This window comes from Candidatus Arsenophonus phytopathogenicus (genome assembly GCF_056113345.1).
Genome location: NZ_JBUIOB010000017.1, coordinates 709,049 through 726,045 on the forward strand (window position 1 = coordinate 709,049; position 16,997 = coordinate 726,045).

General features: G+C 38.2%; 13 protein-coding genes and 2 pseudogenes. 1 reads left to right on the forward strand and 14 read right to left on the reverse strand.

Annotated features, from left to right (window positions below):
- Positions 1-19 precede the first annotated feature (19 nt).
- Positions 20-2,433: pseudogene (gene gyrB, locus AC01GB_RS07100) on the forward strand (DNA topoisomerase (ATP-hydrolyzing) subunit B).
- Between the two features lie 71 nt (positions 2,434-2,504).
- Here gyrB and asd read toward each other — a convergent pair.
- The 14 genes and pseudogenes from asd to rsmG form a co-directional block, all read right to left on the reverse strand.
- On the reverse strand, positions 2,505-3,605 hold the full coding sequence (gene asd / locus AC01GB_RS07105; protein ID WP_474451228.1) for an aspartate-semialdehyde dehydrogenase: 1,101 nt from the start codon (positions 3,603-3,605) through the stop codon (positions 2,505-2,507).
- Between the two features lie 189 nt (positions 3,606-3,794).
- Positions 3,795-5,087, reverse strand: coding sequence for a glycoside hydrolase family 10-like protein (locus AC01GB_RS07110; protein ID WP_474451229.1), 1,293 nt, complete (start codon positions 5,085-5,087; stop codon positions 3,795-3,797).
- A gap of 277 nt (positions 5,088-5,364) precedes the next feature.
- On the reverse strand, positions 5,365-7,197 hold the full coding sequence (gene glmS / locus AC01GB_RS07115; RefSeq protein ID WP_474451230.1) for a glutamine--fructose-6-phosphate transaminase (isomerizing): 1,833 nt from the start codon (positions 7,195-7,197) through the stop codon (positions 5,365-5,367).
- A 147-nt stretch (positions 7,198-7,344) separates the two neighbouring features.
- Positions 7,345-8,715: a bifunctional UDP-N-acetylglucosamine diphosphorylase/glucosamine-1-phosphate N-acetyltransferase GlmU gene (gene glmU, locus AC01GB_RS07120; RefSeq protein ID WP_474451231.1), complete on the reverse strand. Its 1,371-nt coding sequence runs from the start codon at positions 8,713-8,715 to the stop codon at positions 7,345-7,347.
- Between the two features lie 197 nt (positions 8,716-8,912).
- Positions 8,913-9,315 (reverse strand): annotated as a pseudogene (locus AC01GB_RS07125) (F0F1 ATP synthase subunit epsilon).
- Positions 9,316-9,336: 21 nt separating this feature from the next.
- The gene (gene atpD / locus AC01GB_RS07130) at positions 9,337-10,719 is read right to left on the reverse strand and encodes a F0F1 ATP synthase subunit beta (RefSeq protein WP_474451233.1); all 1,383 of its coding nucleotides are present in this window, start codon (positions 10,717-10,719) and stop codon (positions 9,337-9,339) included.
- 34 nt (positions 10,720-10,753) lie between these two features.
- A complete protein-coding gene (gene atpG / locus AC01GB_RS07135; RefSeq protein ID WP_474451235.1) occupies positions 10,754-11,617 on the reverse strand; it encodes a F0F1 ATP synthase subunit gamma in 864 nt (287 codons plus the stop codon).
- A 49-nt stretch (positions 11,618-11,666) separates the two neighbouring features.
- Complete coding sequence (gene atpA, locus AC01GB_RS07140; RefSeq protein ID WP_474451236.1) at positions 11,667-13,208, reverse strand: F0F1 ATP synthase subunit alpha; 1,542 nt, start codon at positions 13,206-13,208, stop codon at positions 11,667-11,669.
- Between the two features lie 14 nt (positions 13,209-13,222).
- Positions 13,223-13,756: a F0F1 ATP synthase subunit delta gene (gene atpH, locus AC01GB_RS07145; protein WP_474451238.1), complete on the reverse strand. Its 534-nt coding sequence runs from the start codon at positions 13,754-13,756 to the stop codon at positions 13,223-13,225.
- A 14-nt stretch (positions 13,757-13,770) separates the two neighbouring features.
- A complete protein-coding gene (gene atpF / locus AC01GB_RS07150) occupies positions 13,771-14,241 on the reverse strand; it encodes a F0F1 ATP synthase subunit B (RefSeq protein WP_032115573.1) in 471 nt (156 codons plus the stop codon).
- 59 nt (positions 14,242-14,300) lie between these two features.
- On the reverse strand, positions 14,301-14,540 hold the full coding sequence (atpE, locus tag AC01GB_RS07155) for a F0F1 ATP synthase subunit C (RefSeq protein ID WP_474451241.1): 240 nt from the start codon (positions 14,538-14,540) through the stop codon (positions 14,301-14,303).
- 51 nt (positions 14,541-14,591) lie between these two features.
- The gene (gene atpB / locus AC01GB_RS07160; protein WP_474451242.1) at positions 14,592-15,416 is read right to left on the reverse strand and encodes a F0F1 ATP synthase subunit A; all 825 of its coding nucleotides are present in this window, start codon (positions 15,414-15,416) and stop codon (positions 14,592-14,594) included.
- A 36-nt stretch (positions 15,417-15,452) separates the two neighbouring features.
- The gene (gene atpI, locus AC01GB_RS07165) at positions 15,453-15,827 is read right to left on the reverse strand and encodes a F0F1 ATP synthase subunit I (protein WP_474451243.1); all 375 of its coding nucleotides are present in this window, start codon (positions 15,825-15,827) and stop codon (positions 15,453-15,455) included.
- Between the two features lie 542 nt (positions 15,828-16,369).
- On the reverse strand, positions 16,370-16,996 hold the full coding sequence (rsmG, locus tag AC01GB_RS07170; RefSeq protein WP_474451244.1) for a 16S rRNA (guanine(527)-N(7))-methyltransferase RsmG: 627 nt from the start codon (positions 16,994-16,996) through the stop codon (positions 16,370-16,372).
- Position 16,997 lies beyond the last annotated feature (1 nt).

Below are 16,997 nucleotides of genomic sequence, written 5' to 3' on the forward strand. Positions count from 1 at the left end.
AAATTAGCGAGAAACGTTGATGTCGAATACATATGACTCCTCAAGTATCAAGGTATTAAAAGGGCTAGACGCGGTGCGTAAGCGCCCAGGCATGTATATCGGTGATACCGACGATGGTACAGGCCTTCATCACATGGTCTTCGAGGTTGTCGACAACGCTATCGACGAAGCCTTGGCAGGGTATTGTAGCGATATTATTGTAACCATACATACCGATAACTCCATCTCTGTTCTCGATAATGGACGTGGTATTCCAACCGATATTCATGAAGAAGAAGGTGTATCTGCCGCAGAAGTCATCATGACCGTTCTTCATGCTGGCGGCAAATTTGACGATAATTCCTATAAAGTTTCTGGTGGCTTACATGGGGTCGGTGTTTCTGTTGTTAATGCCTTATCAGAAAAATTAGAGTTAGCTATCCGTCGCGAGGGAAAAGTCCATGAACAGACTTACCAATTAGGTGTTCCACAAGCACCTTTAACGATTGCCGGAGAAACTGATGAGCGGGGAACCTATATCCGTTTCTGGCCAAGTTTGGACACATTTAAAACCGTTACTGAATTTGAATACGATATTTTGGCAAAACGGCTACGGGAGCTCTCTTTCTTAATTCAGGTATATCCATTCGTTTAATCGATAAACGTGATAATAAAGAAGATCATTTTCATTATGAAGGTGGAATTAAAGCTTTTGTAGAATACTTAAGTCGGAATAAAACCCCAATCCATCCAAGTGTTTTCTATTTTTCGGCGGAAAAAGAGGGTATTAATGTAGAAATATCCATGCAATGGAATGACGGTTTCCAAGAAAATGTTTATTGTTTCACCAACAATATTCCTCAACGTGATGGAGGAACCCATCTGGTTGGTTTCCGTACCGCCATGACACGTACACTGAACAGTTACATGGATAAAGAAGGTTATCAGAAAAAATCCAAAGTTAGTGCCACTGGTGATGATGCCCGTGAAGGTTTAATTGCTGTCGTTTCTGTTAAAGTTCCCGATCCAAAATTTTCGTCACAAACAAAAGATAAACTAGTTTCTTCCGAAGTAAAAACCGTTGTTGAAACGTTAATGCATGAGAAACTGGTCGAATATCTATTAGAAAATCCTAATGACGCCAAAATCGTTGTTAGCAAAATCATTGATGCCGCCCGTGCCCGCGAGGCTGCCCGTAAAGTGCGCGAAATGACGCGCCGTAAAGGAGCCCTTGATTTGGCAGGATTACCCGGTAAATTAGCAGACTGCCAGGAGCGTGATCCGGCTTTATCAGAACTTTATTTAGTGGAGGGTGATTCCGCAGGCGGCTCTGCCAAACAGGGGCGTAACCGAAAAAATCAGGCAATTTTACCGTTAAAAGGTAAAATTCTTAATGTTGAAAAAGCGCGTTTCGACAAAATGCTCTCCTCACAGGAAGTCGCCACCTTAATAACTGCTTTAGGTTGTGGTATTGGCCGTGATGAATATGATCCTGATAAATTACGTTATCATAGCATTATTATCATGACCGATGCCGATGTCGACGGCTCCCATATACGGACATTGTTATTAACTTTTTTCTATCGTCAGATGCCAGAAATTATCGAGAGAGGCCATGTCTATATTGCTCAGCCACCTTTATATAAAGTGAAAAAAGGTAAGCAAGAACAATATATTAAAGATGATGAGGCGATGAACGAATATTTGATTTCAATCGCATTAGACAACTCCTCGCTCTATACTAGCCCTCATGCCCCGGCATTGAAAGGTGAGCCATTGGAGAAGTTAATCATTGAATATAACGCTGCTCAAAAAATTATCAAACGTTTAGAGCGTGTCTATCCATTAGCTTTATTAAATAATCTTATTTATCAGCCTACCTTGCTAGAAGATGACTTGAAAGATAAATCTAAGATAGAAAATTGGATCAACATGCTAGTTAAGCGCCTAACCGATAATGAAGAACATGGTAGTACTTATAGCTATCATATTAATGAAAATAGTGAACGCCAATTATTTGAACCGGTTTTACGTATAAGAATCCATGGCGTTGATACTGATTACAATCTAGATTTCGATTTCATTCATGGTATCGAATATACACGCATAACTAAAATTGGTCAGCTAATAGGAGAGCTGATTGAGGATGGTGCGTATGTGGAAAGAGGGGAGCGTCGCCAGACTATTTCTTCCTTTGAAGATGCATTGAACTGGTTATCAAAAGAATCACACCGTGGCTTGATGGTACAACGCTATAAAGGATTAGGCGAAATGAACCCTGAGCAATTATGGGAAACAACGATGAACCCAGATACCCGCCGTATGATGCGTGTTACCGTTAAAGATGCCATCGCAACTGACCAACTGTTTACCACACTAATGGGTGATGCGGTTGAACCACGTAGAGCTTTTATTGAAGAAAACGCATTAAAAGCAGAAAATATAGACATTTAATTTCAAATGGCAAAACAAAAGCCCCATATCTAAATTGGGGCTTTTTATTATAGATAACTATCTAATATTTTTTATAATATTTTTAACATACGGCGTAAAGGCTCTGCCGCTCCCCATAATAGCTGATCACCAATCGTAAAAGCGGATAAATATTCTGGCCCCATATTTAATTTACGCAAGCGTCCAACCGGAACATTTAAGGTGCCTGTTACTGCCGCAGGCGTTAACTCTTGAATAGTTAATTCACGCTCATTAGAAATAACGCGAACCCAATCATTATGTGTGGACAAAATTTGCTCAACATCCTCAATCGCAACATTTTTTTGCAATTTTAGGGTAAATGCCTGGCTATGGCAGCGTAATGCACCGATACGAACACATAAACCATCGACAGGAACATGACTAGCGGTATTTAAAATTTTATTAGTTTCAGCCTGCCCTTTCCATTCCTCACGACTTTGACCATTGGGCAATTGTTTATCTATCCAGGGGATCAAACTACCGGCCAATGGCGCACCAAAGGCTTCTGTGCTCATCTTTGCACTACGGGTGAAGTCAGTTACTTTTTTCTCAATCGATAAAATCGCCGCCGCGGGATTTTGCAGTTCATTAGCAACCTGTGCATGTAACTCACCCATTTGCACTAATAATTCACGCATATTACGCGCACCTGCGCCAGAAGCCGCCTGATAGGTTGCGACCGAAACCCACTCAATCAAGTTCTCAGCAAATAAGCCAGCTAAAGCCATTAGCATCAAACTGACCGTGCAATTGCCACCAACAAAGGTTTTTATCCCTTCATTTAAACCCTGATCAATATATTGACGATTAACGGGATCAAGAATAATAATGCTATCCTCTTTCATCCGTAACGAAGAGGCGGCATCTATCCAGTAACCTGACCAACCAGTCGCACGCAGTTTAGGGTAAATTTTATCGGTATAGTCTCCACCCTGACAGCTAATTATTACCTCTAATTCCTTTAATCCATCAAGATCAAAAGCATCTAGCAGTGTTGATTGATGTTGACCATATTTTGGTGTTAATTCACCATGTTGAGAGGTAGTAAAAAAAACAGGATTGATATTATTAAAATCACCTTCTTCCACCATTCGTTGCAGCAGTACAGAACCAACCATACCTCGCCAACCAATAAATCCGACATTTTTCATTTTTGTTATATCCAATCTGAATGTTGTTGCTAAGTAAAGTCGTCGCCATTTATAAACAATAATCGCAAATTGAAATCATTTATGCCATTTTTTAACACTGATTATTTAATAAATAAAAATCTATTTATAACTGATAAAACAAAACACCCAGTATTAAGGGTGTTTTACTTAAAATAACGGTCAATAACTTTACTGCGCTGATCTATTCCAACGGGATTTAAGATATTTTACTGCCTCTGCCGTTTGCGGAGACTGAAGAAGCCCCTCTCTAAATAGGATCTCACCTTTTATTTCAGGTAATTCATCATTAAGATCGAGTTGTCTTTTTAGCTCCGGGACACCGCCGTCAAGAGACCAATCAGGCTCTGCTTGAGATGGCACTCCAACTTTATATAATGCCATCCCAATATACAATTTAGTGTTAGTCGATCTCACCACATCAGACCACCATTTTACGATCACATCATATTTGACAATTTCGCGGGCAAAAGGCCAGTAAATTTGCGGGGCTATATAATCTAATAAACCTTCTTTTACCCATAATCGGGTATCAGCATAGGCTCTGTCATAAGTAGGCCCACCAGCTTTAGTATCCGATCCTCGTGGATCATCTGAAATATTTCGCCATACACCGCCTGGACTGATGCCAAATTCAATAGTGGGTTTTAACGAACGGATTGTTGAAGAAACCTCTCGAATTAACAACAAGGTACTATTTCTTCTCCAACTGGCTTTATCTAAAAATCCCTGACCGTATCGTTGAAACGTTGCCTCATCATTGAGTTTGAAGGAAGGAGTTTCATAATAGAAATAATCATCAAACTGTATGCCATCAATATCATAGTTTTTAACTAATTCAGCAACAATACTGGTGATCCAATTACGAACTTCTGGTAAGCCTGGATCAAGTACAAAACGGTCGTAGGCAGTTCGTATCCAATCTTTATGTAAAACATAAACGCTAGCAGGCGGAGAATTAAGTGTCTTTTGCAGTGAAACAATGGTTTCTGGTTGCGTATCCATTGAAACCCGGTAGGGATTTAGCCAAGCATGTATTTTTATATTTCTTTTATGCGCCTCAGTAATAATAAACGCCAACGGATCATAACCTGGGTCTTTACCGACGACACCGGTAAGCACGTCAGACCAAGGGAGAATATGAGAATGATAAAGCGCAGTACCATCTGGTTTTACCTGAAAAAAAATGGTGTTAATGCCTAGCTTCACCAAATTATCCAGTTTATCCGTTAACTCTTTTTTCTGTACTTCAATTCTGAGCTTTTCTGAATCAAGGTTAACTGAAGAAAGAGAAGGCCAATCAAGCCGAGATACGGTCGTTAACCATACACCACGTACTGGTATATCTTGTTTAATCGTGGTCTTTTGCTCATCAGCTATTTTTTTATTATTACAACCAACAACTAAAAACAAGCAAAATAACGAAGTAATAAACCACTTTATCCCCTTTAATTGCAATAGCATCCTTAATTCCTTATTTTGTTTACAGTTAGGGCTTGATAAGCTGTGAGTATTGTTTAATTGATGGTATTATATTAATCAATTTATTAAATATTAAAATATTTATTTTTCAGGTAATCAATTATCAAAATAACTTAACTGAATAATAAATTTTTTGCTTGCTATTCTTTAATATTATTAAAGAAATATGTAATAAAAGGTAAAAATAAAAAAGCTATCTTAGTCTATTATATACAATAATTTATTGACAATAGCCTAAATATCACTCTTTATACCGAACTCACTCGACGGTCACAGATTTAGCTAAATTTCTTGGTTGATCAACATCCGTGCCTTTTATTAGCGCAACATGATAAGATAATAATTGCAGTGGAATGGTATAAAAAATTGGGGCAATTAGCTCTTCAACATGTGGTAATGGAATAATTTTCATATTTTCACTGTCAATAAAACCCGCATCTTTATCAGCAAAAACATAAAGTAAGCCGCCACGAGCACGGACTTCTTCAATATTGGATTTTAGCTTTTCGAGTAATTCATTATTTGGCGCAATAATAATTACTGGCATATCGGCATCAATCAGTGCTAATGGGCCATGCTTCAACTCACCCGCTGCATAAGCTTCGGCATGAATATAAGAAATCTCTTTTAGCTTTAATGCACCTTCAACCGCTATCGGAAATTGATCACCACGGCCAAGAAAAAGAGCATGATTTTTATTAGAAAAATCCTCTGCTAAATCTTCAATCATTTTTTCTTGCGATAACATACTGTCAATACGAGCAGGTAAGGCATGTAATGCCTGAACAATGTCTCTCTCAAGAGTAATGTTTTTATCCTGCAAGCGGATCAGATAAGCAACTAATAATAATAAAACCGTCAATTGGGTAGTAAACGCTTTGGTGGATGCTACGCCAATTTCTGCGCCAGCTTTTGTCATTAATGCAAAATCTGATTCACGGACTAAAGATGAGCCTAAAACATTACATATCGCCAACGATGCCAGATAACCAAGCTGTTTCGATAATCTTAATGCCGCTAAGGTATCCGCTGTTTCACCCGATTGAGAAAGGGTGATCAATAAGCTATTTTTACGCCTTGCTGGTTTGCGATAACGGAATTCAGAAGCAATTTCTACATCACAGGGTATACCTGCTAAAGATTCAAGCCAGTAACGGGCAACCATTCCGGCATTATATGAAGTCCCACAAGCAACAATTTGAATATGTTCAACCTGAGATAATAGATTTTGGCCTTTTTTATCTAATTCGCTAAAAATAACACTATCATGCTGATCAAAGCGCCCTTCGAGGGTATTTTTTATTGCTAAGGGCTGCCCATAGATCTCTTTTTGCATATAGTGGCGATAAATTCCTTTTTCACCAGCATCATACTGAATATTGGATTCTATTTGTTCTCTTTCAACTTCTGAGCCTTGTTGATCAAAAATACGCACTGTCCGACGAGTCACTTCAGCAATATCACCTTCCTCTAAATAGATAAAGCGACGTGTAACCGGCACAAGCGCTAATTGATCGGATGCTAGAAAATTTTCACCAACACCTAAACCTATAATTAATGGGCTACCCGAACGCGCAGCCACTAGCAATCCAGGAGTGCGGCTATCCATAATAACGGTACCATAAGCGCCTTTTAATTGGGGGATAACACGCTGTACCACTTCTAGCAAGGTACCACCTTTTTGTAATTCCCAATGTGTTAAATGAGCTATAACTTCGGTGTCAGTTTCTGAAGTAAAAACATATTTTTGCTTTTTAAGTTGTTCACGTAGTTGTTGATAATTTTCAATAATCCCATTATGAACGACCGCAATATATTCAGATGTATGCGGATGGGCATTTTTTTTGCTTGGCTGACCATGCGTCGCCCAACGAGTATGCGCAATACCTGTGCCACCAATTACAGCATGTTTTTCCACTTCATCTGCCAGGATCTGAACTTTACCCGTTTCACGTAATCGTGTCAGATTGGTTTTATCATCAACCACGGCTAAACCGGCAGAGTCATAACCCCGGTACTCCAATCGACGAAGCCCTTCAATAAGAATTTCAGCTATATCGTGTTGTGCTACTGCACCAACAATTCCACACATCGGTTTTCATTCCAAAATAGAAGAGCATATAGCTCTTATGCTGTCGTAACCTGATTAATATATTCGGTTTTACCGTTCCCAAAGCCTGTAGATATTGGGTTTATTATTTATAAAATAGATGATTAATCATCACTATTTATTTTGCGACTATTTTTTCTTTATTGGACGCTGCCAATTGACAATATGCTTCTGTTTAACACGGCTAATAACAAGTTCATTTTCCTTAACATCATTAGTAAGCGTCGTTCCAGCACCAATAGTTGCCCCGTTAGCAATGGTAACCGGTGCAATCATTTGCGTATCTGAGCCAACAAAAACATTATCACCAATGATTGTTTTAAATTTATTAGCCCCATCATAATTACAAGTTATTGTTCCTGCGCCAATATTAACATCTCCACCAATTTCGGCGTCACCTAGATAACTTAAATGCCCTGCTTTAGAACCCGCACCTAAAGCGGTGTTTTTAACCTCAACAAAATTACCAATATGCACTTTATCTGCCAGTCTAGTTCCTGGACGTAAACGAGCAAAAGGGCCAATTGTACAGGCGGTAGATAATTCTGAGCCTTCTATAACTGAATAAGCACTAATAATTGAATTATCATCTATCTTACAATTTTTTAATATACATCCGGCATGAATATGTACATTATTACCCAGTACAACATCCCCTTCAATAATCACATTAGTATCAATAATTACATTACGCCCGTGCTTTAATGTACCGCGCAAATCAAAACGAGCAGGATCAATAATCGTAACACCTGCCAATAATAATTTTTCTGCCTGTTCTTGTTGATAAATACGTTCAAGCGCCGAAAGCTGTAAACAGTTATTCACCCCTTCCATTTCACTCAATTTGGTAGGATAAACTGCATTTATTTTACAGCCTTCTTCATGCGCCAATGAAATGATATCTGTAACATAATATTCATTTTGAGCATTGTTATTATTAAGCTTTTTCAGCCACCGCTTTAAATCAGCACCATTAGCAACTAGTATACCGGTATTAATTTCGTTAATTTTAGCTTGATTTTCCGTTGTATCTTTTTGCTCAACAATGCCAATTACTTCACCTTTTTGACGAATAATGCGCCCGTAACCTGTCGGCTCATTAACGATTGCCGTTAATAACCCTATTCCTCCGTCAGGTTTAGCTTCTATTAATCGTTCAAGTGTTTCTTTTGTGATCAGTGGAGAATCACCGTAAAGCATCAGGATATCTTCATCATCAGCAAAATAAGGTGCAGCTTGCTGCATTGCATGTCCTGTTCCTAATTGCTCTACCTCTAAGATCCAATTAATAGGTTGATTAGCTAAAGCTAATTTAATTAAATCAGCGCCATGGCCGTATACTAAATGAATATTAGATGCCCCAAGTGATAATGATGTGTCGATAACATACTGCACCATTGGTTTGCCTGCCAGTGGATGTAAAACTTTTGGTAAGTCAGAATACATGCGGGTACCTTTACCCGCCGCGAGGATCACAACACTTTTTGCGTTCATAGACATAAAACCTAATAAATCCATCAGTTAGGTAAAAGTAAAACTATTTATTGAACAAATTACTACATATTTCGTTCAAATAAAAAAGCTTACTATCTATATAAAAGAAAAGGAGCGAAGCATAAATAAATTGTCCCACTCCCTGTATTTACCTAATTTTTATAAAAATAGCTGTAAAGTTTAAATAAATTCTTAGGATTATATCATTTTTTCATCAGCTCGATGACACGTAATTTAGCAATTACCTTGGCTAACTCTGCCGATGCTTGAGCATAATCGACATCACCATGTGCTTTACGAATATGCTCTTCCGCTTTATGCTTAGATTCTAATCCAAATCCTTGCCACGGATTGCTGTATCAGCCAATACGATAACACCATTTGGTTGAACTTCAAGAATACCACCAGAAAGATAGATTAGTTCTTCTTCACCAAACTGTTTGGTAATACGTATCATACCAGGCTTAATGGCAGTTAGCAGCGGTGTATGTTGAGGATAAATCCCCATTCCCCTTCGCTGCCTGTCACCTGGATTTTCTGGACAAGGCAGTCAAACATCTGCTTTTCAGCACTTACCACAACCAGATGGTATGTCATTGCAGCCATATCAACCTCCCATCAGCGACATTATAAATTTTTCGCTTTTTCTACTGCTTCTTCGATAGTACCTGCCATATAAAACGCTTGCTCAGGCAGATGATCATAATCACCATTCAAAATACCTTTAAAGCCACGGATAGTATCTTTTAAAGAAACAAATTTTCCCGGTAAACCAGTAAAAACTTCAGCCACAAAGAATGGTTGAGATAGGAAGCGCTGGATTTTACGAGCGCGCGCAACAACCAATTTATCTTCTTCAGACAGCTCATCCATTCCCAGAATAGCAATGATATCTTTCAATTCTTGATAACGCTGCAAAATAGACTGAACACCACGTGCTACGTCGTAGTGCTCTTGCCCTACAACTAATGGATCAAGCTGACGACTAGTTGAATCCAATGGATCAACAGCAGGATAAATACCTAATGACGCAATTTGACGACTAAGAACGACCGTTGCATCCAAATGAGCAAAAGTAGTTGCTGGAGAGGGATCCGTCAAATCATCAGCAGGAACATATACCGCCTGAACTGACGTTATTGAACCAGCTTTAGTTGATGTAATACGCTCCTGCAATACACCCATTTCTTCCGCTAAGGTCGGTTGATAACCCACTGCCGAAGGCATACGACCAAGCAGGGCCGAAACTTCTGTTCCTGCTAATGTATAGCGATAGATGTTATCGATAAATAACAATACATCTCGCCCTTCATCACGAAACTTCTCTGCAATTGTCAATCCTGTTAAAGCAACACGTAGACGGTTTCCTGGCGGTTCATTCATTTGACCATAAACCAGAGAAACTTTATCCAATACATTTGAATCTGTCATTTCGTGATAGAAATCATTACCTTCACGAGTCCGCTCGCCGACGCCTGCAAAGACCGAATAACCGGAATGCTCAATCGCAATATTACGAATAAGCTCCATCATGTTTACTGTTTTACCAACACCAGCACCACCAAATAATCCTACTTTCCCACCTTTAGCAAATGGGCAAATAAGATCCATAACTTTGATACCAGTTTCGAGCAATTCTGTTGAATTAAATAAATCTTCATAACTAGGGGCGGCACGATGAATAGCCCAACGTTCTTCTTCACCGATCTCTCCTTTCATATCAATAGGATCACCTAATACATTCATGATGCGCCCTAATGTCGCTTTACCGACTGGCACTTCAATTGGGTGAGCTAAATCAACAGCGTCTAAACCACGTTTTAAACCATCAGAATTCCCCATCGCGATGCAGCGAACAACTCCGACACCTAATTGCTGCTGAACTTCTAAAATTAGTTTTTCTTTACCATTCATTACCTCAAGCGCGTCGTACACTTTGGGTACCACATCTTGAGGAAATTCGACATCCACTACGGCGCCGATTACCTGGATAATCTTTCCAGTTGCCATCTTGAATCCTCTACGTAATTCGTAAACCTAGCCATTAAACTGCGGCAGCTCCCGAAACTATTTCGGTAAGTTCCTGAGTAATGCTGGCTTGACGAGCCTTATTGTAAACCACCTGCAACTCCTTGATCAGGTTACCACCATTATCAGTAGCTGCTTTCATTGTTACCATTCGAGCAGCCTGTTCACTAGCTAAGTTTTCAACAACACTCTGATAAACCTGTGATTCGATATAACGACGCAACAGGGTATCCAGTAGTATCTTGGGATCAGGTTCATACAAATAATCCCAAGATTTCTTTTTCAATGTTTCATCATCACCCGCAGGTAGAGGCAATAACTGAGTAATCGTTGGTACTTGAGTCATGGTATTAACAAATTTGTTAGTTACCACATACAACTTATCTAGACGCCCTTCATCATATGCTTCTAACATAATTTTCACGGGTCCAATAAGATCAGACAGAGAAGGATCATCTCCCATCGCGGTTACCTGAGCAACAATATTACCACCAACCGAATTAAAGAATGAAACTGCTTTAGAACCAATTAATGCCAGATCAATCTGGACACTTTTATCAGTCCATGTTTTCATTTCTGTCAGTAATTTTTTAAATAAATTAATATTTAAGCCACCACATAAACCACGGTCAGTTGAAACAATTAAATAACCAATACGTTTAACATCACGCTCTTTAAGATATGGATGTTTATATTCCAAATTACCTAATGCTAAGTGACCAATTACACTACGCATAGTTTCTGCATAAGGACGACTAGCTGCCATACGCTCTTGTGTTTTGCGCATTTTGGATGCAGCAACCATCTCCATCGCTTTAGTGATCTTTTGTGTATTTTGAACACTACCGATCTTAGAACGTATCTCTTTTGCGCCCGCCATTTCAGCTCCTCCTTATTAACCAAACGGTCTCAATAAAGGCCGAATAGAATTACCAGGATTGAGTTGCTTTAAAAGAATCGAGCAAGGCATTTAACTTAGCTTCGATTTCATCGTTATATTTACCTGTCTGATCAATTTCTTTCAGCAAGATAGAATGCTCACGAGTAGCATAAGCCAACAATGACGTATCAAAATCACCAATTTTTGCTAATTCAACATCTTGCAGATAACCACGTTCAGCAGCAAATAAAGATAACGCCTGCTGCGCAACTGACATTGGTGCATACTGTTTCTGTTTCAACAATTCGGTAACTTTCTGTCCATGATTAAGCTGCTTACGTGTCGCATCATCTAAATCAGAAGCAAATTGTGAAAATGCAGCTAACTCGCGATACTGCGCCAACGCGGTACGAATGCCACCAGATAATTTCTTGATAATCTTAGTCTGAGCCGCACCACCTACACGTGATACTGATATTCCTGGGTTAACTGCCGGGCGAATACCCGCATTAAATAAGTTAGATTCCAAGAAAATTTGTCCATCCGTGATTGAAATTACATTAGTAGGTACAAATGCAGAGACATCACCAGCTTGCGTTTCAATAATCGGTAATGCTGTTAATGAACCCGTTTTACCTTTGATTTCTCCACTAGTAAATTTTTCAACATATTCAGCATTAACACGGGCAGCACGCTCAAGTAAACGAGAATGAAGATAAAAAACATCACCTGGATAGGCTTCACGTCCAGGAGGACGCCGTAACAATAGCGAAATTTGTCGATAAGCAACCGTTTGTTTAGAGAGATCATCATAAATAATTAGCGCATCTTCGCCACGATCTCTAAAATATTCACCCATTGCACAGCCAGCATAAGGCGCAAGGTATTGTAATGCAGCAGATTCAGATGCAGTAGCAACAACAACTATCGTATTTTCGAGTGCTCCGTGCTCTTCAAGCTTGCGAACCACATTAACAATAGTTGAGGCTTTTTGCCCAATTGCTACATAAATACATTTTATTTCCGAATTACGCTGATTAATAATGGCATCAACAGCTAATGCGGTTTTACCGGTTTGGCGATCACCGATGATTAACTCACGTTGACCACGCCCAATAGGGATCATAGCATCAACGGATTTGTATCCTGTTTGTACAGGTTCATCAACTGATTGACGATCAATAACGCCAGGGGCGATAACTTCAACGGCAGAGAAACCATCATGCTCAACAGGCCCTTTACCATCAATTGGCTCACCCAAGGTATTAACAACTCTCCCAAGTAATCCTCTACCTACTGGTACTTCAAGAATACGACCTGTACACTTTACTTTCATACCTTCGGCTAAGTCGGCATATGGTCCCATGACAACGGCACCAACTGAGTCACGCTCTAAATTGAGCGCAATAGCATAGAGATTACCAGGTAGTCCGATCATCTCACCTTGCATAACTTCAGCTAAACCGTGAATACGAATGATCCCATCATTAACAGAAACAATTGTACCTTCATTGTGAGCTTCTCTCACTACATCAAACTGAGCAATACGTTGCTTGATCAGCTCACTGATTTCGGTGGAATTCAGTTGCATATGCTCCAATCCCCTTAAGATTGCAAGACGTCAGTTAAACGCTCAATACGACCACGCACGCTACCATCAATAATCAGGTCTCCGGCGCGGATAATGACTCCTGCAATAACAGATTTATCAATTTTGCAATTCAGCTTAACTTTACGTGACAGACGTTTTTCCATCGCTGCAGAAATTTTAAATTGCTGTTTTTCATTTAGCTCAGTGGCAGAAATGACGTCAATATCAACGGTTGACTCCAGAAAAGCGCGTAATTGTATGAATTGCTTCAAAACTTCTGGTAACGTACTTAGACGCCCGTTTTCAGCCATAATGCGAATTAGATTTCGAACATGTTCATCGATTTCATCACCACAAATAGTGATAAATGTTTTCGCTAATGTTTCTGGTGCTATTGAACCAGAAAGCAGCTTACCTATTTGTTGATTACGGGTTGCTTCAGCAATGAAACTGAGCATATTTTGCCATTTATCAACAAGTTGGTTTTCTACAGCAAAATCAAAAGCTGCTTTGGCATAGGGGCGAGCAACCGTAGTAATTTCAGACATGCCCCTTTCCTCCTTTACAGTTCGTTGACCAATTTATCAACGATGTCGCTATTAGCCGCTACATCAACGGAACGTTCAATTATTTTTTCTGCACCTGAAATTGCTAACATAGCAACTTGTTTACGCAACTCTTCACGTGCACGCTTACGCTCAGCATCAATTTCGATTTGCGCTTGAGCAACGATCTTGTTACGTTCAGCTTCAGCCTCTACTTTTGCTTCTTCAATCATTTGAACTCGTTGTTTATTAGCTTGTTCAATAATGATTTGTGCTTCTGCTTTTGCTTTTCTCAGTCGTTCGGTCGCATCAGCTTTCGCCAAGTCCAAGTTTTTTTTCGCTCGTTCTGCAGAAGATAAACCGTCAGCAATTTCTTTTTGACGTTTTTCAATCGCCGCCATAATTGGAGGCCATACATACTTCATACAAAACAAAACAAACAGGACAAATGCAATAGCCTGGCCGAGGATTGTCGCATTAAGATTCATCGCACAATACCTCTTTAAAAATTAACATATTAATGTTCTTTCCCATTTGGCTTGTGTTATCAAGCAACTGTGAACATCACATATAGCCCCAGACCAACAGCAATCATCGGAATGGCATCAACTAAGCCCATAACAATAAAGAACTGCGTACGTAATAGAGGAATCAAATCTGGCTGACGAGCTGCGCCTTCTAAGAATTTTCCCCCTAGGATGCCAATACCAATTGCAGCACCAATTGCTGCTAATCCCATCATTACAGCGGCAGCCATGTACAGCAGATCCATATTTAGGTTTTCCATGACAGTCTCCAGTTTGTTTCAGTTAAATAAAAATTTATTAATAAGTTGAAATTAATGTTCTTCTGACGCCATCGATAAATAAACGATAGTTAGAACCATAAAAATAAAGGCTTGCAACGTAATAATCAATATATGGAAAATCGCCCAGGGTAGGTTAAGTATCCACTGTGACCACCAAGGTAACAAAACCGCAATAAGAATGAAGATCAATTCACCAGCATACATATTACCGAATAACCGTAAACCTAGAGATACCGGTTTAGACAGCAGGCTAACACCTTCTAGAATCAAATTAATGGGAATAAAAATAGGATGATTGAATGGTTGTAAAGTTAATTCTTTCGTAAACCCACTTAATCCTTTCATTTTGATACTGTAGAAAATGATCAAGATAAATACACCAATCGCCATTGACATAGTAATGCTTACATCTGCGGTTGGAACAACACGCAACACTGACAATCCCAGGTAATGTTCTCCAATATAAGGAAGTAAATCGATTGGTAACAAATCCATGGTATTCATTAATAACACCCAAACAAACACCGTCAAAGCTAAAGGTGCAATGACTTTGCTCTTACCATGATACATATCACGAACGGTATTATCGACAAAACCGATGACCATTTCTATTGCAGTTTGTAACTTACCAGGTACGCCGCTGGTTGCATTAACAGCAATTTTTCTAAAGAGACACAAAAAAATAATTCCAAGGACAACTGAGAAAAAAAGCGAGTCAATATTTAACGTCCAAAACGTTGGATCATTGTTATTATGGGGATCAACTAATTTGAAGGTACGCAAGTCCAACTGAAGATTATTTAGATGGTGTCCTATGTAACTTCCCGTAGTCATGACTTCTCCTGATGCAGACATGATGTCTTTTACCCTTTTGTTGTTTAAAAATGCTCACTATCTAATTACAGCTAGTGTAATGATGTGAATAATCAACATAGCTAAATAGGTCAAACCTAATGGTACAAATGCTGCTTTAAATATACCTAAAGCAATTACCAATACAGTTATTGCTATAATAACTTTTACTCCCTCACCAATGGTAAAAAACCATGCAATGTGAATAAGAACATCTTTTTTAACTGCCTTTTGATAACGTATTAACACCATAAATAAAGCATTAGGTAACCAACATACGAACCCACCCGCAAAAGTAGATAAGGCCCATTCTACACTATTCATGTAGAAAGCTATATTGAGGATCACAAGCGCCATTAACTGAAATAACAACAGTTTTAAAGCAATTTTACCGTTGTAGAGGGAAACAGACATGACTCTTATATTCTCCCAGTATTTTAAACCTTAAATTGCTGAGTGCGTATAAAACTGCCTTTGCTCGAGAGTGTCAAGAGACAAAAATTTGTAAATTATACGACCCCTAAAAATGAATTCAATCAATAAGTAGCGAAAACGTGAACAAATATTTAAAATTTTCAATCCAACAGGAAAATAAACAAAATAATGTCAATTTAATTACTATTATTTAATTATATTAAATTTTAAAATATGATCTTTGTCACATTTTAATATGGTTATTAATTTACTTAAAAAGAAATAAGTAAAAAAATTGAAAAATCAAAGATAAAATATTAATTATTTCTTTATTAAAAATAAAGAGGAGAAATACTTGTAGATAATCTTATATAACTAATTAATAATATATCAATAAATTTATTATCCTTTTTTGTTATTTAAATGTAATAATAAAGTTAATATATTTTCTGTTTAAAATTTTGATATAAAAATAATGGTAACATTTAAAAATTTATTTTTTTATGACTAAAAAATGTCACTTTTTTTGATCAAAAACAATATTAGTTGACCCCTAAAATCACTAAATGTCGCTGTTCATCAAGGCCTGGTACACCCAACGAAATAATTTTATTTATCTTAAAATTAGAAGAAAAAGTTGATATTTCATTTGCAGAAAGTATACCTTTAAGTGCGTAAAACTGTCCTCCATTTTGCTTCGGAAGATGTTGACACCATGAAAGCATATCCTGTAATGAAGCAAATGCTCGGCTTATTATGCCATCAAATTTTTCTACTGGTTGGTACTGTTCAACTCGTTTTTGAATAGGTTCGATGTTCTTAAGCATCAATTCATGTTGTATTTGTCGCAAAAACCTAACCCGTTTTCCCAAACTATCTAATAGTGTGAAATGATCATTGGGGCGAACAATAGCAAGGGGTATACCAGGTAATCCTGGGCCTGTACCTACATCAATAAATCGTTTACCAGTAAGATATTTGTCAACAATAATACTATCTAAAATATGACGAACAACCATTTGTTCTGGTGATCTAACTGATGTTAAATTATATGTTTTATTCCATTTATTTAATAACTCAATATAGACAATTAGCTGTTGTATTTGTTGATCGGTCAAAATAATATCTGTTTTATCTAATAAAGTTTTAAAATAGGTTATTAAGTTCATT